Annotated in this window: 20 protein-coding genes; 14 read left to right on the forward strand and 6 right to left on the reverse strand. The window is 39.1% G+C overall.

Annotation, left to right across the window (positions count from 1 at the left end; translation table 11 throughout):
- Both HLH14_RS03795 and crp read right to left on the reverse strand, forming a co-directional pair.
- Positions 1 to 215: aldo/keto reductase (locus tag HLH14_RS03795; RefSeq protein ID WP_171532722.1), on the reverse strand; the 215-nt coding region annotated here is incomplete at its 3' end.
- A gap of 195 nt (positions 216 to 410) precedes the next feature.
- Positions 411 to 1,118 (reverse strand): cAMP-activated global transcriptional regulator CRP, encoded by a 708-nt coding sequence (crp, locus tag HLH14_RS03800; RefSeq protein ID WP_067723281.1) that lies wholly within the window; start codon positions 1,116 to 1,118, stop codon positions 411 to 413.
- A 146-nt stretch (positions 1,119 to 1,264) separates the two neighbouring features.
- On the opposite strand from crp, the gene HLH14_RS03805 reads away from it, so the two are divergent.
- From HLH14_RS03805 to HLH14_RS03835, 7 genes are all read left to right on the forward strand, one after another.
- Positions 1,265 to 1,687, forward strand: coding sequence for an OsmC family protein (locus HLH14_RS03805; protein WP_067723283.1), 423 nt, complete (start codon positions 1,265 to 1,267; stop codon positions 1,685 to 1,687).
- Positions 1,688 to 2,183: 496 nt separating this feature from the next.
- Entirely contained in the window at positions 2,184 to 4,766 is a 2,583-nt protein-coding gene (gene clpB, locus HLH14_RS03810; RefSeq protein WP_067723285.1) for an ATP-dependent chaperone ClpB, read from the forward strand.
- Positions 4,767 to 4,984: 218 nt separating this feature from the next.
- The gene (locus tag HLH14_RS03815) at positions 4,985 to 5,812 is read left to right on the forward strand and encodes a hypothetical protein (protein WP_067723287.1); all 828 of its coding nucleotides are present in this window, start codon (positions 4,985 to 4,987) and stop codon (positions 5,810 to 5,812) included.
- A 2-nt stretch (positions 5,813 to 5,814) separates the two neighbouring features.
- Entirely contained in the window at positions 5,815 to 7,359 is a 1,545-nt protein-coding gene (locus tag HLH14_RS03820) for a GH3 family acyl-acid amido synthetase (RefSeq protein WP_067723289.1), read from the forward strand.
- Between the two features lie 20 nt (positions 7,360 to 7,379).
- Positions 7,380 to 8,549 (forward strand): GNAT family N-acetyltransferase, encoded by a 1,170-nt coding sequence (locus HLH14_RS03825; RefSeq protein ID WP_067723291.1) that lies wholly within the window; start codon positions 7,380 to 7,382, stop codon positions 8,547 to 8,549.
- 124 nt (positions 8,550 to 8,673) lie between these two features.
- On the forward strand, positions 8,674 to 9,951 hold the full coding sequence (locus HLH14_RS03830; RefSeq protein ID WP_171532723.1) for a DUF945 family protein: 1,278 nt from the start codon (positions 8,674 to 8,676) through the stop codon (positions 9,949 to 9,951).
- Positions 9,952 to 10,086: 135 nt separating this feature from the next.
- Complete coding sequence (locus HLH14_RS03835) at positions 10,087 to 10,533, forward strand: hypothetical protein (RefSeq protein WP_067723295.1); 447 nt, start codon at positions 10,087 to 10,089, stop codon at positions 10,531 to 10,533.
- Between the two features lie 41 nt (positions 10,534 to 10,574).
- Here the strand turns inward: HLH14_RS03835 and rlmKL are convergent, their stop codons facing one another.
- Complete coding sequence (gene rlmKL, locus HLH14_RS03840; protein ID WP_067723298.1) at positions 10,575 to 12,779, reverse strand: bifunctional 23S rRNA (guanine(2069)-N(7))-methyltransferase RlmK/23S rRNA (guanine(2445)-N(2))-methyltransferase RlmL; 2,205 nt, start codon at positions 12,777 to 12,779, stop codon at positions 10,575 to 10,577.
- A 232-nt stretch (positions 12,780 to 13,011) separates the two neighbouring features.
- Between rlmKL and HLH14_RS03845 the strand changes: the two genes are divergently transcribed.
- The 6 genes from HLH14_RS03845 (at position 13,012) to HLH14_RS03870 (ending at position 19,170) form a co-directional block, all read left to right on the forward strand.
- Positions 13,012 to 13,356, forward strand: a complete 345-nt coding sequence (locus HLH14_RS03845; RefSeq protein WP_067723300.1) for a hypothetical protein — start codon at positions 13,012 to 13,014, stop codon at positions 13,354 to 13,356.
- Between the two features lie 232 nt (positions 13,357 to 13,588).
- A complete protein-coding gene (locus HLH14_RS03850; protein WP_067723302.1) occupies positions 13,589 to 14,605 on the forward strand; it encodes an aspartate carbamoyltransferase catalytic subunit in 1,017 nt (338 codons plus the stop codon).
- A 9-nt stretch (positions 14,606 to 14,614) separates the two neighbouring features.
- On the forward strand, positions 14,615 to 15,850 hold the full coding sequence (locus HLH14_RS03855; protein ID WP_067723304.1) for a dihydroorotase: 1,236 nt from the start codon (positions 14,615 to 14,617) through the stop codon (positions 15,848 to 15,850).
- Positions 15,851 to 16,013: 163 nt separating this feature from the next.
- Positions 16,014 to 17,498: an OmpA family protein gene (locus HLH14_RS03860; protein ID WP_067723306.1), complete on the forward strand. Its 1,485-nt coding sequence runs from the start codon at positions 16,014 to 16,016 to the stop codon at positions 17,496 to 17,498.
- Between the two features lie 163 nt (positions 17,499 to 17,661).
- Positions 17,662 to 18,459: a Rossmann-like and DUF2520 domain-containing protein gene (locus tag HLH14_RS03865; RefSeq protein ID WP_067723440.1), complete on the forward strand. Its 798-nt coding sequence runs from the start codon at positions 17,662 to 17,664 to the stop codon at positions 18,457 to 18,459.
- Positions 18,460 to 18,495: 36 nt separating this feature from the next.
- On the forward strand, positions 18,496 to 19,170 hold the full coding sequence (locus HLH14_RS03870) for a class I SAM-dependent methyltransferase (protein ID WP_067723308.1): 675 nt from the start codon (positions 18,496 to 18,498) through the stop codon (positions 19,168 to 19,170).
- A gap of 52 nt (positions 19,171 to 19,222) precedes the next feature.
- On the opposite strand, the gene trmB is transcribed toward HLH14_RS03870, so the two are convergent.
- The 3 genes from trmB to HLH14_RS03885 form a co-directional block, all read right to left on the reverse strand.
- A complete protein-coding gene (trmB, locus tag HLH14_RS03875) occupies positions 19,223 to 19,939 on the reverse strand; it encodes a tRNA (guanosine(46)-N7)-methyltransferase TrmB (protein ID WP_067723310.1) in 717 nt (238 codons plus the stop codon).
- Between the two features lie 225 nt (positions 19,940 to 20,164).
- Positions 20,165 to 20,593 carry an EamA family transporter gene (locus HLH14_RS03880; protein WP_067723312.1) on the reverse strand — a complete coding sequence of 143 codons (429 nt, stop codon included), beginning with the start codon at positions 20,591 to 20,593 and terminating at the stop codon, positions 20,165 to 20,167.
- A 93-nt stretch (positions 20,594 to 20,686) separates the two neighbouring features.
- A complete protein-coding gene (locus HLH14_RS03885) occupies positions 20,687 to 22,135 on the reverse strand; it encodes a SulP family inorganic anion transporter (RefSeq protein WP_067723442.1) in 1,449 nt (482 codons plus the stop codon).
- 219 nt (positions 22,136 to 22,354) lie between these two features.
- Between HLH14_RS03885 and HLH14_RS03890 the strand changes: the two genes are divergently transcribed.
- Positions 22,355 to 22,966 carry a glutathione binding-like protein gene (locus tag HLH14_RS03890; protein ID WP_067723314.1) on the forward strand — a complete coding sequence of 204 codons (612 nt, stop codon included), beginning with the start codon at positions 22,355 to 22,357 and terminating at the stop codon, positions 22,964 to 22,966.
- Positions 22,967 to 23,067: the final 101 nt, after the last annotated feature.

The raw sequence follows: 23,067 nt of genomic DNA on the forward strand, positions 1-23,067 counted from the left end.
AAAAAAACAAGGATGGTTTCGGTTGCACCTTGAGTTTCAGACTTCGGTGGCACGGGATACATTTCAGCCGTGTCCCAGAAAAACAGACCTTGATCTAAAGCATATTCAAGTTGTTGAAAAGCCTCTGCTTGCGTATTTTGTTCACCAAAAGTCATGGTGCCTAAACAAATTTCAGGCACCAGAATTCCTGTATTGGCTAAAGGTTTGAGTTGCATAGCGCTTAGTCCTTGAATTTTTATCATGAAATTTTAAAATAGCCCATAAGGCTAACCGATTTTTTTCTCAAGATGAAATCATGAATAGTTTTAAAGTTGTCATAAAATTTACAAAAGGAGGTGAGTAAAAATTTATGCATAAAAAAAAGCAAACCCTAAGATTTGCTTTTATCATGAGTGCTAAAGAATAAAAACTTATTCTGCGTCTGCAATCTCATCTACAGCTGCATTTGCATCTTCAGTTGAAACATCAAAAATAAGAATGGCTTTACCATCTGTTTCGATCATGCCTTGTTCTTCAAGCGTTTTTAAAACGCGACCCACCATTTCACGAGAACAACCGACGATACGGCCAATTTCTTGACGCGTGATACGGATTTGTCGGCCATTTGGTAAAATCATGGCTTCTGGTTGAGAAGAAAGGTCGATTAAGCAACGCGCAATACGACCAGATACATCAATAAATGCCAGGTCAGTCACTTTTCGTGTTGTATTTTTTAAGCGACGAACAAGTTGAGCAAATACAGCATAGCTAAGATCTGGATACTGCTTACTTAGCTCGTGGAAGTTATCATAGGTAATTTCAGCAATTTCACAGACATCACGTGTACGGACTTCCGCAGTACGTTGTGGATTTGCTTCAAAGAGACCCATTTCCCCAAAAAAATCTCCCGCATTCAAATACGCAACCACAATTTCACGGTCATCATCTTCACGTAAAATAATGGATACTGAACCTTTTAAAATTAAATAAAGTGATTTTGATTCAGTGCCTGCGTCGATAATTGCAGTACGTTTTGGATAGCGATTAATATATGCACGTTTTAATAATGCTTTGACTGACTCTGGTAATTGACCAGGAGAAAGTGCATCGGTGCTAAGTTGTGAAAAGCTTGCAGTCATGCTAACGGTTCCGAATATGGATAAGTAATAGATCGCACAGACCTAAAATGAACTTGTCACATAGAAGAGATGAAATTCCTTATCAACTCAATTTATGTTAGTGTACAGGTACTTCGTAAATTTATAGCTTTTTTCAGGTAGTTGCAATGCAAACAAGCGTACATTGGCTAGAGAATGTTGCTTTTGAAGCAAAATCAGAAAGTGGTCACCACATTGTCATGGATGGTGCTGAGGCCTATGGTGGTGAAAACCGTGGTCCACGTCCCATGGAGCTGATATTAATGGGACTTGGTGGCTGTGCTTCCTTTGATATTGTGACTATTTTAAAGAAATCACGCCAAGATGTGACCAGTGTAACATGTCAGTTAAAAGCGGATCGTGCTGATACGATTCCTGCTGTGTTTACCAAAATTCATTTACACTTTGTCGTGACGGGTAAAGCTGTGAAAGAAAAACAGGTGGCTAAAGCTGTTGAACTTTCTGCTGAAAAATACTGTTCAGCAAGCAAAATGTTATCCGATGGTGGTGTTGAAATTACCCACGATTTTGAAATTATTGAAGCTGTGTAATAAAAAAATTAATGGCAATTCACTTGGAATTGCCATTTTTCATGAACAATAAAACTTAAAATGATTCTATAAAATATAATCAGTACAATCTTAATGCAAAATTTTAAAAACCGATTTCATCACTTCCTGCTTTATTCAAATTCAATTTCCCAACTTAAACTAAAATCAAAACTTTGATCAATCAAATCAAATTCGTATATAAACTAAAAGCAAATATATATAGTTTTAAAATTTCACAGCCACATATGCTGAATAATCCATTATGTTAACCAAACATCATTATGAAATATATTTTGAATAGTATTTTATACACAAGATACTAAATTTAGCTTGAAAAAAGCCAAAGACATACCCATATTAGAATTAAGCTTTATGTTTTATTTTCGTTTCTTTAGTCTTTGAAATTTAAAATATTTTTTTTAAAAAATGTGTTGAAAAATATCAAAGCATTCCCATCTATTATCCAAATACAAAATTTGTTGTGAGGAAAATAAGAATGCGTTTTGAAAAATTTACAAATCGCTTGCAGCAAGCTTTATCAGATGCTCAATCTTTAGCAATGGGTAAAGACAATACCTCTATCGAAGGTATTCACATTTTATCGGTGCTCTTGCAGGAGCCTGCCAACATCAGCTTGTTACAACAAGCCGGGGCAAATCTACGAGATCTTCAGACTAAGCTACAACAAGCATTGAATGATGCAGCGACCATTGCCAATCCCACTGGAGATATTAATCTTAATCCTGAAGCGGTACGTGCTTTAAATTTGGCAGACAGCTATGCACAAAAAGCCGGGGATGAATTTTTATCCACCGATTGGGTATTGCTCGCTTTAGCGGAAACCGGTGCAACCAAAACTTTACTGAATAATGTAGGCGTGACATCTGCAGGCTTACGCAAAGCAATTGAAAATATTCGAGGTGGTGAAAAAGTCATGAGTAATACCCATGAAGATCAACGTGATTCACTCAATAAATACACCATTGATTTAACAGAACGTGCCATGTCAGGCAAACTGGATCCCGTGATTGGGCGTGATGAAGAAATTCGTCGCACCATTCAAGTTCTGTCACGTCGTACCAAAAATAATCCAGTACTGATTGGTGAACCAGGGGTAGGTAAAACTGCGATTGTAGAAGGTTTGGCACAACGGATTGTCAATGGAGAAGTGCCAGAAGGCCTAAAAAGTAAACGCGTTTTATCTTTAGACTTGGGTTCATTGCTGGCAGGTGCAAAATATCGTGGCGAATTTGAAGAGCGCTTAAAAGCAGTGCTTAAAGATCTGGCCAAACATGAAGGCGAAATCATTCTCTTTATTGATGAATTGCATACCCTTGTCGGTGCCGGTAAGGGTGAGGGTGCCATGGACGCAGGCAATATGCTGAAACCTGCATTGGCACGTGGTGAACTGCATTGCGTAGGTGCAACAACTCTAGATGAATATCGTCAATTCATCGAAAAAGATGCTGCCTTGGAACGCCGTTTCCAAAAAGTCTTGGTGGATGAACCGAGTGTTGAAGATACCATTGCGATTCTTCGTGGTTTGAAAGAGAAATATGCGACGCATCATGGTGTACAGATTTTAGATTCGGCCATTATTGCTGCTGCCAAAATGTCGCATCGTTATATTACCGATCGTCAATTACCGGATAAAGCCATTGATTTGATTGATGAAGCTGCTTCTCGTATCAAAATGGAAATTGACTCAAAACCTGAGCCACTTGACCGTTTAGACCGTCGTCTCATCCAGTTGAAAATGCAACTGGAAGCAGTGAAACAAGATGCCGATTCAGTCAGTAAAGCTGAAGTGACGCACTTGGAAAAACAAATCGAAGAAGTGCAGCGTGAATATAGCGATTTGGAAGAACAATGGATCGCTGAGAAAAGATTGGTTGAAGGTACAAGTCAGGCACAAGTGGAATTGGATAAAGCGCGTACTGCTTTTGAAAAAGCACAACGTGAAGGGGACTTGGCAGAAGCCAGCCGTTTGCAATATGGGGTGATTCCTGAATTACAAAAACGACTGGAAACTGAAGAAGTTGCTGAAGAAAGCAATGAAGAGCCAAAACTCATCCGTACCAAAGTGACTGAGAATGAAATTGCGGAAGTGGTCAGTGCGGCAACCGGTATTCCTGTGGCGAAAATGCTGCAAGGCGAACGTGAAAAACTGCTGCATATGGAAGATTTCTTACATAACCGTGTAGTTGGACAAGATGAAGCGGTGGTTGCCGTATCCAATGCAGTACGTCGTTCACGCGCAGGCTTATCTGATCCGAATCGTCCAAGTGGTTCATTCTTGTTCTTAGGTCCAACAGGTGTGGGTAAAACTGAATTGACTAAAGCCTTGGCAAACTTCTTGTTCGACAGTGACGATGCTATGGTTCGTATCGACATGAGTGAATTCATGGAGAAACATTCTGTCAGTCGTTTGGTAGGTGCACCTCCAGGATATGTGGGTTATGAAGAAGGCGGCGTATTAACCGAAGCTGTGCGTCGTAAACCTTATAGTGTGGTGTTGTTTGATGAAGTGGAAAAGGCACATCCAGATGTGTTTAACATCTTGCTGCAAGTTCTTGATGATGGACGTTTAACTGACTCTCAAGGGCGTGTGGTCGATTTTAAAAACACCGTTATAGTCATGACCTCTAACTTGGGTTCACAAGATGTACGCGAATTAGGTGACAATGCAACCGATGATGAAGTCCGTGCAGTGGTGATGAGTGCTGTTTCTCAACACTTCCGTCCAGAATTCATTAACCGTATTGATGAGTTGGTGGTGTTCCATTCACTGAAAAAAGCACAAATTCGTGGTATTGCAGATATTCAGTTGAATCGTTTACGTTCACGTTTAAGTGAAAAAGACATGCGTCTTTCTGTGGATGATACTGCCTTTGATCAATTGATTGATGCTGGTTTTGACCCTGTGTACGGTGCGCGACCATTGAAACGTGCAATTCAACAGCAAGTTGAAAATTCATTGGCTCAAAAAATCTTGAGCGGGGATTTTCTACCAGGTGATACGATTTTGATTAAAGCTGAAAATGGTCATCTTGAGTTTGAAAAAATGAAATTAAATTAATCACTTGATTAAATTAAAAGATAAAAAAACCCAGCCTCGGCTGGGTTTTTAATTTGTACGTTTGTCGTATTTATGGTTTAGATACGTAAAGCTAATTGCAATTTATCAATTCATAGTTCTACTATTGCATCTGAATCTACAACTTGGATGTGTAGATCAAGGCTTTATAAAAAAACAAAAAAATGCTCGCTGGATAGCAAGCGAAAGGGATAAAAACTATGATGGAATTTAAGCTTTTACGGCAATTGAGAAAGGAGCCGTATAGTCAGTATAAACATACCGGTAATGTGACAATACAAGAAATCAAGCGTATGTATGATATTTACCAAAAATATTATGCCAATACCCGTTATGAAATTTTTGAACGTGATTTTTTAGAAAAAACTGGTGTTTTCTTTATTATCGAACCTAAAAACAAACAAATCGTCGGCTTCTCCACGGTGATGGAGCGTGACTTCGTGGTCAATGGTAAAGCTCGCCATGCCTTTTTTAGCGGTGACACGATTATTGAGCAAGCTTATTGGGGGAATCGGGCTTTAACGCGTGCCATGTACCGTTATATTGTCAGCTTTAAAATGCGTTATCCACTGACGCCCGTATACTGGATCCTGATTTCTAAAGGCTTTAAAACCTATTTGTTGCTGGCAAATAATTACTATAGTTATTATCCGCACTATGGTGAAAAAAATTCGCATTTACAAGATTATGTCGATTCCTATTGCCGACAATATTTTGCTGAATATTATGATAAATCCTCTGGCCTACTGAATTTCGGTGAAGATTATCAGCCTTTAAAAGCAGATGTCGCACCGATTACCAAAGAATTGCGCGAGAAAAATACCAAGATTGCATTCTTTGAAGATAAAAATCCGACATGGGTAGAAGGGACAGAATTGCCATGTATCGGTGAATTACGTTGGAGTGATTTATATCGCTTTATTAGCCGCTTTATGACCAAAAATATGAGTGTTGGTAAAGTGGAAAGCCAAATGCAACAAAAGCGTCCATTACATATTGCTTCGGATTCTGATTCTAAGGTGGCGTAACTATGGGATTGCTGCTGTCAGCTTCACATCAAATACTGGAATTCGCCTGCCGAAAAGCATTTCAACGTTATCGGCAGCAAGCGAATGATTTAGAAGGGGTGCAACGTCAAAAGTTGGATCTGTTCTTAAAGCAGCATACTTCGCAAAGTCTGAGTTATGAACAGTTTGTAGAAAAATATCCACTCACCCATTATAGCCATTGGAAAGAAAAAATTGAACAGTCTCGCCAAAGTGGCAAAAACTGTTTAGGATCAGGGAAAATTATTCGCTTTCAACCCACCAGTGGTTCAAGTGAAGCACTGAAATTTATTCCCTATACGCCAAGTTTTTTAAATGAGTTAGATGAAGCTATTGGTTTATGGCTGACTAATTTATATCGTGAACATCCACAATTAAAAAATTCAACCCATTATTGGTCGGTGTCATGGTTGCCGGAAAGCCAACGTAAACTTTTAGAAAACAGTAATCTCAATGATGACAGTGCATTACTGAATGTTTCAAAACGTGTTTTAAGTAAAATTACTCAATCTGTCCCACCCGATATTGCCCTGGCTGAATCAGCAGAAGATGCGATGTTTGCGACCGCCGTGTTTTTGGTTGCAGATAAAAATCTAGGCATGATTTCAGTGTGGAGTCCGACTTTTGCACTGCAATTATTGGACGTGATTGAACAGAATCAAAATGAAATTGTGAAAGTGCTGAGAACGGGGCAGTGGAAACGTCACAGTCTGGATTATTTAAAAGCACCACAATCTTCAGAGCAAAGTTATAAATTACAACGTTTAGATTTAAAAGACCCAACTGCATGGAAAAACCTTTGGTCTAAATTGACATTGATTTCCAGTTGGGATACAGCAAGTGCTGAACGCTGGGCCAAAAATTTACAAGATCGTGTAGCGAATGTTGCTTTTGAGGGAAAAGGCTTATGGGCAACGGAAGGCGTAGTCACGATTCCTTTCAATAATCGTTATCCGCTCAGTTATCAGTCACACTTTTACGAATTTTTGAATTTAGAAAGTGGTCAAACCGTACCTTCATGGGGGCTTAAAGCAGGTGATATTGTGAGTCCTGTTATTACTACAGGTTCTGGATTGATTAGGTATGTGATTGATGATGAACTTGAAGTGACTGGTTTTTATGAGAAAGTCCCATGCTTTTTGTTTTTAGGGAGAAAAATGACGGTCGATTTGGTGGGGGAAAAAATTGATCAAATAACCGCACAAAAAGTATTAGCGACATTCCAGCATGAGGATTATGTTCCGGTAAGTTTGTTAGGGATTGAGTTTTGTGAGATTAAAAAGCCTCACTATATTTTATTAAGTGAAGGTGATTTATCGAAGCAACCTTCAGCAGCAGAATTAGATGAATTGTTAAAAGAAAATTTTCATTATGAATTGGCACGAAATTTAGGTCAGTTAGATGAACCTGAGGTGAAGCATGTAGATGATGCTTGGCATTACTATAAAACCTTAGCAATGCATAATGGAATGATCGAAGGGAATATTAAACCTGAACCTTTGAAAAAAATGAAAACAAAAATAATTTAAGTATATTTGAGTAAAACTATATGAGCTTAAACGTATTGTATGCACAAGATGACAATGATAACCAAATTTATCGATCGAAAAATGAACCGAATTTTCTGGTGCGTTCCGCCACTGCAGCAGATGATGAACAACTGGTGCAATTGATTGCGGAAACCATGCCAAGCAATGGTATGACTTGGGCTTTTGAGCGTTATCCAAGTTATCTCAGTGCCAGTCATGCCCAGTATAATCGTCCAGATATCAAGTTGGTGGTACTGGAAGAAAATCCGGCACAAGTAGTGGGTATGATGAATCTAGGTTGGCGCTATTGTTTTATCAATCGTCAAGCAGACCTATTACGTTATGTTGCGGATTTGCGCATGCATCCGATGCACCGCGGTAATAAAGTCCTACGTCTACTGATGGACTATGTCTATGACGAAATTCCATTGGATACTATTTTTGAAAGTGTGGTTTTAGAAGATAACACCGTCGCATGCAATATTTTGCACAATGAGCGTAAAGGCTTTCCCAAACCGTTTCATTATGACGATATTCGTACCTTTACGGTGTCACAAGCGAAAAAACCAGCACAATTTAAACAATATCGTTTTCAGCAAATGAATGCGAGCCATATAAGCGAAGCCAATACATTTATCTTGACGATGAAACAGCATTATAATTTTTTACCGAATTATGATTTTTCAGGTTTGGCGGAATCCAATCATCCCTTTTGGTTGGGCATGAACATCAATGATTTTTATCTCATGTATGACCAGAATAATCAAATTGTCGGTTTGTATGGTTTGTGGAATCAAAAATCTTTTAAACAAACCCGTGTTGTCGATTACTCTTTGCCCTTAAAAGTCATTAAGCCTTTTTATAATCTCTATGCTGGCATTCGAGGTGTTTTGTCGTTACCGAAAAAAAATGATGCCTTTGAATATTTGATGATTCATAGTGCTTTATGTCATCCCGAGCAACAAGAGGTTTTTGCCAGTCTGATTTTCCATGCTAAGCAACAGACTAAATTGCGTCGTAAACAAGCCTTTTGTATTACCTTGGCAAATAATGATCCACGTATTCATTGGATGAGCAATACTACGTCTCATGTGATTCAAGCCAAGCATTATTTCCATAGTTTTAAAGGTAATCCCTATACCACCTTTGATCGTAATAAAATTAGTTATTTTGAAGTGGGACGTATTTAATTAGTATTTGGTATGACCCAATCATGCAATGTGATTGGGAGTAGACAGTTGTTTGAAAAAATTATATTAATTTTCATTTTTAACTTATACTTGGTTGCAAAATAAGCAAGAAATGAGACATGGGATGTCAAAAATAATATGGGGTTTAGGTGGTTTTGTTGTATTGGCAACGGCTGCTATTGGGGGAAATTTGTATGCAGATAAAAGTTTAAATTCATATTATCAGCAAAATCAAAAAACCAATTTGGTTTCGATTCAATATAAAAATTTTAATATGGGAGCAATGCAGGGTTCTGCAGACTGGACCGCTCAATTGTCATTTGATCCGTGTAAACCTAAAGATGTTTTGATTCTCACAGGCACGGATGAAATTAAACGCAGTTGGAATGGTTATCATATTGAATCGAAAATTAATTTACAGCAAGGCAATGAAGTTTTTCAAAAAATACTCAAACAGCCTTTAACTGCTCAAACCAGGATCGATTGGTTAGGTGTGGTGCATTCATCATTAACGACACCAGTTTTTGAGAAAAATGATGCGGATATACAAACCCGAATTGATTCAATGACGTTTAAAATGGATGCAAAATCAAAAGGGAATCAATTAGAGATACTTAATGCGAAACTTCAAATACCCAATATGACCGTTAGCGATAAATTGGGTCATGTACAGATGCAAGAAGTAGAGTTTGAAACGACCCAAGGCTTAAATTCTACCTTTGATAAAGGGAAAACCCAATTGAATATTGCTTCGATTAAACGTACCGATCGAGATGTACAGCAATTTGGCAGTGGTGAATTTAAAGATTTTGTTTTGGTTATGAATACGGGTATTGATAAACAAACAGTAAATTTTGATACTCAACTGAATATTAAAGAAGTGGTCATGCATAAAATCCCGACTTTTCAAAAGTTGCAAATGAACTTTAATCTGAAAGCACTGAATAAGCAAAAAGTGCAGGATTTTTTTGATTTGCTGGAAAAAAATAGTGAAGTCTGTGTAGCTAAAGAAGAGTTGTCTCAAGAATTGGCTAATAGTCTTTTATCCATTGTGAATGAAGGTTTTACTTTTGAATCGCAAAATAATCAGATTAATTTGGGTGAAGGGTATGCTAAAGCAAGCTTGAGTGGCAAGGTGATGCCCGGTCATCAATCTTCATTTGCTAGCTTGGTTAAAATGGCACCCAGTTTAGTCGAGTATCAGGCGAATGTTGAATATGATAAACAAATCATGAAAACCCTGATGAGTAATTATTTACAGCAAGGCGGTAAAACACTGTCTGATCAAGAACTTGAACAAATGCTTAATGGCATGCAGCAAGCAATGCAAGCCAAACGAGATGGTGATGTGTTAAAGATAGGAATCGAATATAAATATGGCGAAAAGAAATTTTTAAATTAAGACCTGAGCTTAAAAAAGGCTGCCAGATGTGCAGTCTTTTTTAATTGCAAAATATCGGGAAATACCGAAAGCACATTGTTGTTATATATAAAAATTGCTAGCGTTCATGATGAATAATAAAAAGGAAACTCCATCATGAAGATGAATAATAAAAAAAGCTTTTATCGACAGTCTCGAAAAAAATTAGTTGCAATGAATATGCTGCTAATAATAAGTCCATGGTGTTATGCAGAAGTTCCTCTAACAGATCAAAAATTGTCAGAACAAACGAGTGATTCCAAACATCTTGATGCTGAGAGTATTCAGCGTGCTCAAAATAGTATGGCGCAACCGATTGAGCAGCAGAAAAAAGAAAGTAAAGCGTTAAGTGATCAGAACAATCAGGGGATTCAAAAGCAGAATATTGACGAAACGGCATTATCCGATTATCAGATGCAGAAGAAAAAGGCGGCTGAACAATTGATGTTGAATGAAAGGCAAGCCAGTACTGATTCAAACATTCGCTTCTTTGACACAGTGAACCAATCGGATAATTTGCGAATGAATTATTACGATGGTATTAGCATTGAGATGAAACGATAAATCGTTTCATCTCAATTTGTATTATTTAAAGCAAAGCATCATTAAATTGGATGATGTTTAATTTTCCATGCTTTATGGATTCTGGTATTGCGTTTGAAGTCTGGGCCAATGGTTTCACTGGTAATTTCTTGCACATCAAACATGGCTTGAACTTCTTCATCCATTTCGAAACCACGATAGTTATTCGAGAAGTACAAGGTGCCTTCGGTGGTTAAACGGTTCATGGCACGTTTAAGCAATGAATTGTGGTCACGTTGTACGTCAAAAGTACCGTAGAATTTTTTCGAATTTGAGAATGTTGGTGGGTCAATGAAGATCAGATCATATTGTTCATGACCTTCTTTTAACCATTCAAAACAGTCACTAGAGAAGAACTGATGCTGTTCATCCGCATGATCAACCGTCAAACCATTGAGTACAAAGTTTTCTTTAGACCAATTTAAATAGGTATTGGATAAATCGACACTTGTTGTACTTGCTGCACCACCTAAAGCTGCATGTAAACTTGCAGTAGAGGTATAGCTGTACAAGTTCAAGAAGTGTTTTCCTTTTGCTTCAGCCGCAATGCGTAAACGCATTTGACGATGATCGAGGAACAAACCAGTATCGAGATAGTCAGTTAAATTGACTAAAATTTTAGCTTTGCCTTCTTGCACGATAAAGCGTTTAGAAGCCGTACTTTGTTTTTCGTACTGAGTTTTACCTTCCTGACGGGCACGGGTCTTGATAAAGATCGCATCACGACCTAAACCGGTCACGGCACGAATAGAAGCTAAAGCAAGATTAAAGCGTTTTTTTGCTTTTTCAGGATCAATGGTTTTTGGTGGCGCATATTCTTGGACATGCAGACGATCACCATACAAATCCACCGCGACATTAAAGTCAGGTAAATCTGCATCGTATAAACGTAAGCAATAGATATTTTCTTTAACCGCCCATTTTTTCAAGGCTTGAATATTCTTTTGCAAACGGTTGGTAAAGTCCTCAGCACCTTCAATCGGCTCAAACTGTTGCGGTTGCCAAGTCGCCAGGAATGGCTGGCTCACAGCTACTGGTTTGATGGTACCGAAACGTACATAAATAGGAAGTTTACCATTCATCAAACGCAGAATTTGCGGATCGTTGAACGCAAGTACATCGGCTTGTTCAACTTGTGCAGCAATTACTGCAGCATATTGATTCGGGAAGTTCTTTTGTAAAAGAGCTGACAAGCCTAAGTACAAGGCACGGTTTGACGCTTTTTCACCTAAACGCTCACCATAGGGTGGGTTGGTGACGATAAATGAAGTTTTTCCTTCAGCTTGGAAATCAGGCCAATCTGCAAGGGTACGTTCTTCAATCTTGATTTGATCAAGTATTGATTCAAAGCCAGCAGCAATAATATTTTGCTTGGTCGCTTTCACAGCTTCCCAGTCGGCATCATACGCATAGAATTGAGGGAGCTGTTTTTCTAATCCTGCTTGATGGCGTTCAGCTGCTTCAGCTTTAATCGACATCCATAAATCATGGTCATGACCATTCCAGCCATTAAAACCAAAACGACGGACTAAACCAGGTGCACGATCGGTGAGCATCATCAGTGATTCAATGATGAATGTCCCTGAACCACACATTGGATCTAAAATAATGTCTGGATTGCGTTCGATTAATTTGGCTTTTTGCAGAATTGCGGCTGCAAGGTTTTCTTTAATCGGGGCATCGGTCATGAAATGACGATAGCCGCGTTTATGTAAAGAATCACCTGATAAATCCAGGCAATAAGTATGCTGAGTTTTACCAGCAAGCACATATAAGGTAATTTCAGGTTGTTTAATGTCGATGCTTGGGCGTTTGCCTACAGCTTCCATAAAGGAATCGACCACACCATCTTTCACACGTAAAGTCGCAAATTGACTATTTACTTTAATGTCGCGCTCGACGTGTAAACGAATGGCAAATGTACTTTGTGTTGCAAAAACAAGTGACCAGTCAAAGTTCATTGCACCTTCGTACAATTCTTCAGCCACATCACGTGCATCATGAGTGAACTCTAATTCATGCGTATGAATAGGGGTGAGAACACGAGAGGCTAAACGTGACCACATACAAATACGGTATGCATTTTCTAGCGTGCCTTGGAAAACTAAACGTCCTGGAAAGCGTTCAATGTTTTGAACACCTAAACCTTCCAATTCTTCTTGGAGTAAGGTTTCAAGCCCATCTGCACAGGTGACCCAGTATGTAGAAAGACGTAGTTTCGAATTCATGCAAATTTCCAAAAGCAGCTAAGCAATCTACTATTTTAACGTATTTTAGTCCTGAAAAGTTTTTAAATTGTGGCTAACCCTAGGCTTGATATGGAAATATTTGATTTTTATCTATTAAGCTTGCATAACTGGTATGTATTTTGCTGACAGAATGCCTTTCATTGGTTATCAGTCATGTGATTTTGACTATAACCGCTGTTTTAAGATTTTTGATTTGATGAGAGGGTATTGAATGAAAGACACAATGCAGACTGGGTTTGTGAGCAATTCTGAATCTTTTTCTATCGCGACATTGATTTATGCTCGATTAAGACGTGTAACAGGACGAGTGATTGATGTCATGTATTTGGTGCAAAACCAAGCTTACGCCCAATATGTGATTGATCTGGCTTTATCTGCGAATGATTTCGAGTTGCAGCGACAAGCTGAGCGCCTACGTTCCTTAATGGTGTTCGATGCTGAACCTAATCAAATTAAGATTAAGGAAGAAATAGCAGAAACATATGAAACCGAAGTAACCGAAGAAGAAATTTATAGAGCTCAAGTGTCACATCACTATATTGGTGCATTGCGTTAATTTTTTAGGCTCTAAATACTGCTTTGATTTAGAGCCTGATTTTAATAAATTACCCATAAATTGAACCTCATCAATAAAGTATCGGGCCAGATAAATTGGTAAAACTAATCACTTACTTTTAATTAATAAATTTACATGACACGTAAATAGTCACTGAATGCTGAAAACTTCAACTGCCAACCACAGGGGAATATCTGTATAATAGTTCAACTTAACTGAACGGGAATCTCTCATGCACTTGGCGGCATTGCATACTCCGAGCCAGATTCAACTCAATCAACAGGGTAATCTCAAACATTTCTTGACCATTGACGGTCTTTCTAAAGAAACCCTGACCAAAATTCTTGATACAGCCAATTCCTTTTTTAATGATCAAAACCAGCTGATAACGACGCCTCTATTAGAAGGTCGTACGGTCATGAATTTGTTCTTTGAAAACTCGACACGTACGCGTACCACTTTTGAAGCAGCGGCAAAACGCTTGTCAGCCAATGTGCTGAATATCGATATTGCACGCTCAAGTACATCAAAAGGTGAAACATTACGAGATACTTTGTGGAATCTTGAAGCGATGGCGGCGGATATTTTCGTGGTTCGTCATTCAACTTCAGGTGCGGCACATTTTATTGCACAAACCGTTTGCCCGCATGTTGCGATTATTAACGCAGGTGATGGTCGCCATGCGCATCCGACTCAAGCAATGCTGGATATGTTGACCATCCGCCGTGAAACTAAAAAGCCATTCGAAGCTTTAAGTGTGGCCATTATTGGTGATATTAAACATTCACGTGTGGCACGTTCAGATGTAGCCGCATTGCAAACTTTAGGCTGTAAAGACATTCGTGTGATTGCACCGAATACTTTGCTGCCTTATGGCTTTGAAGAGTATGGCGAAGATGTTCGTCTGTTTAATAACATGGAAGCCGGGATTAAAGATTGCGACGTGATTATTACCTTACGTATTCAAAATGAACGGATTGATTCTCCAGCACTCGCTTCACAAGCTGAATTCTACAAAATGTACGGTTTGAACAAAGAACGTTTGGCGATGGCGAAACCTGATTGCATCGTGATGCATCCGGGACCAATGAACCGTGGCGTAGAAATTGATTCCAGTATTGCTGATGGTCCGCAAGCGGTTATCTTGCATCAGGTAACCAATGGTATTGCTGTGCGTATGGCGGTACTGGCACTGTCTATGCAAGGTCAGTTGCAAGAAAAAGGTTTAATTGAAGCGATTGCGGGATAAGGTAAAGTCATGAGTATTGTAAAAATTGAAAATGTCCGTGTCTTAGACCCAATCAAAAAAACGGATCGCGTACAAACAGTATTTATCGAAAACGGCAAACTGGTTGCGGCAACAGATCAAGTAACTGAAAGCATTGATGGTCAAGGTCAATGGTTAATGCCAACCATGGTCGATTTGTGTGCACGTTTACGTGAGCCGGGTCAGCAACAACACGGTACTTTAAAATCTGAAGGAAAGGCTGCGCGTGAAAATGGCATTTTGCATGTCTTTACGCCGCCAGATTCAAAACCCATCGTACAAGACAATGGTGCGCTGATTCATGGCCTGGTTGAAAAAGCCATGCTGGATGGCGGCATTTATCTACAAGTGATTGGTGCACAAACTCAGGGCTTGCAAGGCAAACAACCTGCAAATATGGCGGGCTTGAAAAAAGGCGGTTGTACTGCTGTTTCGAATGCCAATGCACCGTTTGCTGATGATGATGTGGTCATTCGTACCCTTGAATATGCAGCTGGCTTAGGTATGACAGTCGTGTTCTATGCAGAAGAACATCAAATCGCCAAAGATGGCTGTGCACATGAAGGCTTTATTGCCTCACGTCAAGGCTTGCCGATGATTCCAGCATTGGCTGAAACCGTTGCGATTGCCAAATATTTGCTCATGATTGAAGCAACTAAAGTGCGTGCACATTTCGGATTGTTATCTTGTGGTGCCTCTGTTGAATTGATCAAAATTGCAAAAGACAAAGGCCTGCCTGTTACTGCTGATGTTGCGATGCATCAATTGCATTTAACTGAAAGCTTAACTGATGGTTTTAACTCTTTGGCACATGTACGCCCACCATTACGCGCTGAAAAAGATAAGCAATTATTACGTCAAGGCATAAAAGACGGTGTGATTGATGCGATTTGTACCCATCATGAACCGCTTAGCAGTTCTGCAAAATTAGCCCCATTTGCCGAAACACAACCGGGTATGACGGCTTTTGATACCTATGTTGCGTTTGGTATTCAACTCATCAATGAAGGACTATTTGAGCCTTTAGAGTGGGTTGAAAAAGTGACCCTTGCCCCTGCAAAAGTGGCGAATATGGTCGATCGCTGGACTGAAGAATCTGGTTGGGCATTGGTTGATCCTAAACTTGAATGGATGGTCTCAAAAGAGTCAATTCTTTCACAGGGTAAAAATACGCCGCTCATTAATCAAAAAGTGGTAGGTAAAGTGGTTCAAACTTTTGTAGCTTAATTGATTTAATATTTTTTTATAATTTATAAAAGTCAGCTTCGGCTGGCTTTTTTTATTGCTAAAAAATAATAGTATTCAAATAATACAATTAATTACACTGTCTAAAAAATGAGCATATAAACTAAAAATGCACGTAATAAAACGAGAATAAGAGGAATAATGGATGAATACTAATTTGATTGATTTACTCAAGCAGAAAGTATCTGTGATTGTCCTTGAGGGTGAAACGGAATATCTCAGCGAAAAGAGTCAGGCATTAAGCAGTTTTTTTCCTATCCTCCTGTCACTTTTTAAATCTAAGCCAGAACTTATTGAAAATTTACAGCGTCAATTAAATCCGAGATTGACTGATATCTTTGCCACACATCCCGATTTAAAGCAGGAATTTTTAGAACAGGTTTCTGGAACAGTCCCGACCGGTGCAATTGAATCTACTTTAAATCGCTCAATTTCGCCCACACTTGGCTTTTTAGAAACAGAAGCCGGTTCTTCTGAACCAAGTGCGATTGCACATTTTATTGAAACACATTGGCCAGCAGTGTCGAGTGCTTTGCCACATTGGGCTACAGCACTTTTAAGCGCTTTGGGTGTGGGTATTGCATCTGGGCGCACTTTGCACCAAGCTCCCGAAGCTGAACCGTATAGAGCAGTTGAGGAAAAAAAGAAATCGAAATTTCTCTTACCGCTGATTGCTTTCATTGTTTTAGCTGCACTGCTGGCTTTAATGTTTAAAGCCTGCTCAGATAAAAAACAAACTGAGCCAGCAAGCGGTGTGCCTGCACAGACTGCAACCAGTGAGCCAGCAAAATTGCAACTCAATACCGGTTCGACAGGGGATTTAACAACCTGTCAGGTATATTCTGGCAATGCGAGTTATACCGATATTCTGCAAAAAGAAATCAAACAAATTTTTAATCACAACAACGGTTGTGGTGTAGAAACGAATGCAAGCTACCATACCGAATTTATTGATCAAGATGCCATTCCAAGTGTATTGAAACTGGTCAAAGGTGTTCCAAATGCCTCATTAACTTGGATGGGTGATCAACTTTCTATTCAAACAGCTAATCCTGCTGATGCAGAGCAATTGGCAGCTAAAATTCGGCCACTTGTTAAAAATATGACAGTGATGACGCAAGCAACTACTGCTGCTTCTGTACCTACTGATAGCACTACTGCAATAAGTACAGGTAATACAAATGCAGAAAAAGCCTTGGCGGAAATTAACCCAGATAATATTCGTGCATTAGATATTGCAACAGCATTAAACATGCAAATTATCAATTTTGATACCGCAAGTACCACTATTCCTGATGCCAATAAATCGATTTTAGATCAAGCAGCTGCACTGATTAAGCGGGCATCACACGTGCATTTAACGGTTAAGGGTCATACTGATGCAACGGGTAATGCTGCAGCAAATAAAGCATTATCGCAAAAACGAGCACAAGCCGTTGTAGATTATCTGGTGAAACAAGGTGTTGATCCTGCACAGTTGCAAGCTGTCGGTTATGGTTCGGAACAGCCTGTTGCGGATAATGCAACGCCTGAAGGTCAGTTTAAAAATCGCCGTATTGAGTTTGAAGTGTTAAATACCGATACGGGTGTGGTTCGTGATGTTGATGAGCAAGGCGTTAACAAACAGTAGATGTATAGTTTTAATAGCTTACATAATTTTCATAACAAAATCCCTGTATGACATAGGGATTTTTTTATAAGATTTCTTTTAAATGCTCATTAAACAAAAGGACGAATTGATTCGTCCTTTTTTTATTGGCATGCTGTGGTTAATTGTAAAACGTGAAAATATTATGCGTATTAGTTTTATTGGGGCGGGACGGGTTGCGCATCATCTTGCCTATGCCTTAAGCCAGCATCATCAAATTATTCAAATTTATAGTCGTACTTTAGCGCATGCACAGACTTTAGCTGCACAAGTTGGTGCAACGGCAACGGTGAATATCTCCGAAATAAATCCTGAAATTGATTTGGTGGTGATTGCAGTAAGTGATCAAGCGATTGCATCAGTGATTGCCGAAGTTCATCAACAATTACCTGATGTTTTGATTATCCATACCTCGGGTAGTACGGATCTTGAAGTCTTGGCAAAAGTTCATGCACGTGCAGGTGTATTTTATCCTTTACAAACGTTTAGCTTGGATCGGGAAATTACATGGTCAGATACGCCATTATTTGTAGAGGCCAAGTCTGAAGATGATCTGGTTTTATTAACAGAGCTTGCCAATCAGTTAAGTAAATGCGTTTATCAATACACATCGGCACAGCGTTTAAGCCTGCATTTGGCTGCGGTGTTTGCCTGTAATTTTAGCAATTATTGTTATGACATGGCGAAGCAGATTGTCGATGCACAGCAGGTCGATTTTTCATTGCTTTATCCACTAATTTTAGAAACAGCCCGTAAAGCCGTTCAGCATGATCCTGAACAGATGCAGACTGGACCTGCGATGCGGGGTGATCAAAATATCTTGAATATGCATCAACAGATGTTACAAGATGCTCAGCGAGAAGATTTAAAAAAAGTGTATAACTTGATGAGTCAACAGATTTTGCAATCGCATCATCCTAAAGAGTCACTTAAACTGAAATAAATAAATTTAAGCAATGTATTGTAAAAGGAGGCGCGTATGGCAAAGGATTTTAATAGCCAGTATGTTGTTGATGGCTATGATGAGCATATTCGGAAATTAATTCCCGGCTATGATGTTGTACACCAGCAAATCAAAGCTTTATTGCAAACCTATGCCGATGAATATGCACATGTATTGATTGTGGGGTGTGGTACAGGCTATGAGTTGGGCTATCTATTACGATCTTTTCCTGACTGGACGTTTACTGCAACAGAGTTGTCGGAAACCATGCTGGAGAAAGCCAAACACCATATCCATTCCTTAAATGCATCGCATCGGGTGGAGTTTGTGTTGGGAGATGTAGACCAGTTAAAAACAGGTCAAACATACGATGCGGCGCTTTCTATTCTGGTCACGCATTTTGTGAATTATTCAGATAAGCCCAAGTTCTTTAAAGCGATTTATTCACGTTTAAAACATCAAGGACTATTCATTACTTTTGATTTGACCCGAATCAAGTCAGATCAGGAACTGGAAATACTGAAACATGTATGTGAGGCAAACGGCTTAACGACTTCGCAATCTGCGGCAATGATTGATCGTTTAGATGATGATTTCTATCCGCTTTCGGAGCAGGAAACATTTGAACAATTGAAGTTGAGTGGATTCGATTCTGTAGAGCGCTTTACTCAAATTTTATCGTACCAAGGTTTTATGGCACTCAAAGCTTAAGAATGAAAATGGCCCATACAACGATGAGCCATTTCTAAGGTATCAGTTAAAGTTATTTAATTTTCTTGAACAGGAAGTCATTAATTTCATGACCTTCCTCAATCCCGCGACGTTCAAACTTGGTTTGTGGACGCCAGTCAGGACGAGGATAGCTATTGCCTTTACCTGCCATATTTTCAAGATTTGGACGGTTATCTAAAACATCCAGCATCCATTCAGCATACGGTACCCAATCTGTAGCGGAATGGAATGTACCACCCATCTCCAGTTTTTGCTCAACCAATGGCATACGGTCATGCGATACAAAACGACGTTTGAAATGACGTTTCTTTTGCCAAGGATCAGGGAAATAAAGCTGTACTGCATTAATGCTGTTGTCTGGCATTTCACGAAGCACTTGAATGGCATCGGCATCCAGTAAACGTAGGTTGGTTAAACCAGCCATACCTGCTTCATATACACATTGTGCGATACCGGGAACATGCACTTCGATACCGACATAGTTGCGTTCAGGATTGGCTTTTGCCATAAGCACCAGTGAGCGGCCCATACCAAAACCAATTTCAACAGTTAAAGGGCGTTCTGGATGTTCAAAGTGTTGACGTAAATCACCCACCGGATATTCCAAAATTAGGTGACCATATTGTTCAAGCGCAGTACGTTGAGAGGTATTCAGCGGAGATGAACGACGCATAAAAGTGACAATTTCGCGATGTTCATTCAAGTTGTCCAGCTCGACGACTTGCGGGTCTAATTGATCGTTCGACATAACTTTGGCAAATGTAAAAAATTCGAATGCGGTATTTTAAGTCCTGTGCCTAACAAGTCAAACTTTTTCATTTTTAAGATGCGACAAAGACAGGAGGGTAATGCAGTTATTACATCATTATTTGCTGTAAGGGCGGTTGAGGCCTAAGAAATAACTGGATTGAGTGATGAGTATTTATTGTTTTATAAAAATATTGGCTTAGAAGATATTGCAGAGCGATCTAGATTATTTTAATGCAATGGTAAGCACGCCAAGAGCGATGAGGATAATCCCTAAGTATTCTTGAAGACTTGGTCGTTCACCTAAAAAAAGAACAGCAAATAGGGTGACTAAAACCACACTGAGTTTATCAATCGGTGCCACTTGTGATGCTTGACCGAGTTGTAGCGCTCGAAAATAACACAGCCATGATGCACCGGTCGCTAAAGCCGACAAAGTTAAAAATAACCATGTTTTGCCGGAAAGTAACAAGGGATTCTGCCATTTACCTAATCCCCAAACCATTAAACTTAATACACATACAATAATCACGGTGCGAATTAATGTGGCCAAGTCAGAATCGACCTGTCGCAAACCTACTTTAGCAAATATGGCGGTTAAGGCCGCGAAGCAGGCAGATAATATCGCCCACATAAACCAGTGATTCGTATTCATAGTATTGCCTATAATTTTTTTAGTTTTGAGCTACTAGCGTATTGGTATTTATAACGCTAGCAGCGATGATCTCACTGTTATTTTAATCAAAAGTTAAAGCGGATTATAGCGATCAATTAAAGTGCTGCTCGCCTCATTTAATCCAATAATTTCGACTTCAATATTTTGATCTTTAAATTTCTGCACTACATTGTTCAGCATGTTGACCGAAGTAATATCCCAGATATGTGCATGGGTGAGATCAATCTCAACCTTGGAGATATTTTCTTTAAAGTCAAAAAACTGGAAAAATTTGTCTGAACTGCTAAAGAAAATTTGTCCTGAAATTAAATATTTGCGCGTATGGGAGTTTAAAAGAGTAGAGCTGACTTTTACTTCACTTTCGAGCTTGTTGACTAAAAATAAAGCCGAAAGTAACACACCGACAAAGACACCCAGTGCAAGGTTATGTGTTGCTAAAACAATAATGACAACAGCCAGCATCACGATATTACTTTGCTTAGGATGTTTTTTGAAATTACGCACCGAATCCCAGTTAAAGGTCGTAAAAGACACCATAATCATAATGGCAACCAAAGCAGCCATAGGAATGTAGGCCAGCCAGTCTTTCAGAAAGACGACCAAACACAGTAAAAATACACCTGCAACCAAAGTTGATAAACGCGTACGTGCACCTGAAGATACGTTAATAATGGATTGACCAATCATGGCACAACCAGCCATGCCGCCCATAAAACCACTGACGATATTGGCAAGACCTTGACCACGGCATTCTTGATGTCGATCACCTTCAGTTCCCGTAACTTCATTAATCACCGTGGTGGTCATCATGGTTTCTAATAAACCGACTGTAGCTAAAGTAATGGAGTAGGGAAAAATAATGGCTAAAGTTTCTAAGTTCAGTGGAATTTCAGGAATTAAGAAAATGGGTAAAGTGTCTGGAAACTGCCCCAAATCACTGACGGTACGCATATCTCCACCAAGTAGTATGGCTAAAAGACTAAGAACCACAATGCAAATTAAAGGTGAGGGAATCGCTTTACCAATTTTAGGTAGATGAGGAAACAGATAAATAATCGCCAGACCAATTGCCATAAATAAATAGCCTAAGCCATTCATCTTGCCCATTTCAGGAAGCTGAGCCACAAAAATTAAAATCGCTAATGCATTTAAAAAACCATAGACCACGGACTGCGATACAAAACGCATTAATTTGGCGACTTTAAAATAGCCTGCAATTACTTGAATAATACCGGTCAAAATCGTTGCTGCGAGTAAATACTGCAAGCCATGGTCTTTGACTAAAGTAATCATCAGCAAAGCCATGGCACCTGTGGCAGCAGAAATCATGGCAGTGCGGCCGCCAAAGAAAGCAATGGTGACGGCTATACAAAATGACGCATATAGACCGACTTGCGGATCGACACCTGCAATAGCTGAAAAGGCAATTGACTCGGGGATGAGGGCTAAACCCACGACCAAGCCTGCTAATACATCGGTGCGGATATTGGAAAACCATTCTTCTTTTTTAAGGCTAATCACAACGTTAATTTTCATCAAACTTTAAAGCTGGGTATGTTAAAACAGTTTTATAGAAAAAAGCACAGCAGATTGACTTGATAAATACTGCATTTTGGACAATATTCTAAAGGTAAAGGTTTTTTACGCATTGATGCTTTTTTGCAATTTACAGGTACGATCACTTGAAAGTTTGTTAGAAGAGATTTAAAACAGTTAATAGTTAAATAACAAGGATCAGATATGAAGCTTTATTACGCCCCTGGCGCGTGTTCACTAGCATCACATATTATTTTAAATGAAATTAATGTCGATTTTGATTTAGAGCGTGTAAATTTAAAAACCCATAAAACAGAAAAAGGTGCTGATTATTACGCAATTAATCCCAAGGGCTATGTTCCAGCTTTAGAAATTAATCCAGGCTTGATTCTGACTGAAAATGTGGCAATTTTACCGTTTCTTGCACAACATGATCCCAAACAAGATTTAATTCCGCCATCAGGTTTAGGGCGTGCCAAAGTTCTTGAATGGCTGGGTTACTTGAACTCTGAATTACATGATGCTTATGCGGTATTTTTCGGTACATCATTGTCGGATGAAGCGAAAGAAAAAGCTTATGCAGAAATTGACCGTCTACTTGCCTATATTGAAAAAGCCATTGCTGAGTCTGATAACGATTATTTAGTTGATGATAATTTTGGTCCGGCGGATGCCTATTTATTTGTGTTAACAAATTGGTCGAATGGTATTGGGCATGACCTAGCGCCGTATACCAATATTATTGCCTTGCGTAATAAAGTGGCAGAACGCCAATCCGTACAAATCGCCATGCGTGATGAAGGCTTAATTCCTTAATTTTTTGTATTGATCTGAATAAGCACCTGATGGTGCTTTTTCTTTGCTTTTAAAATGGTTCGATTTTGAATGATCTCATAATTCTATTGTTGATTTTTTAT

The sequence above is a fragment of the Acinetobacter terrae genome, assembly GCF_013004375.1.
Classification (GTDB): domain Bacteria; phylum Pseudomonadota; class Gammaproteobacteria; order Pseudomonadales; family Moraxellaceae; genus Acinetobacter; species Acinetobacter terrae.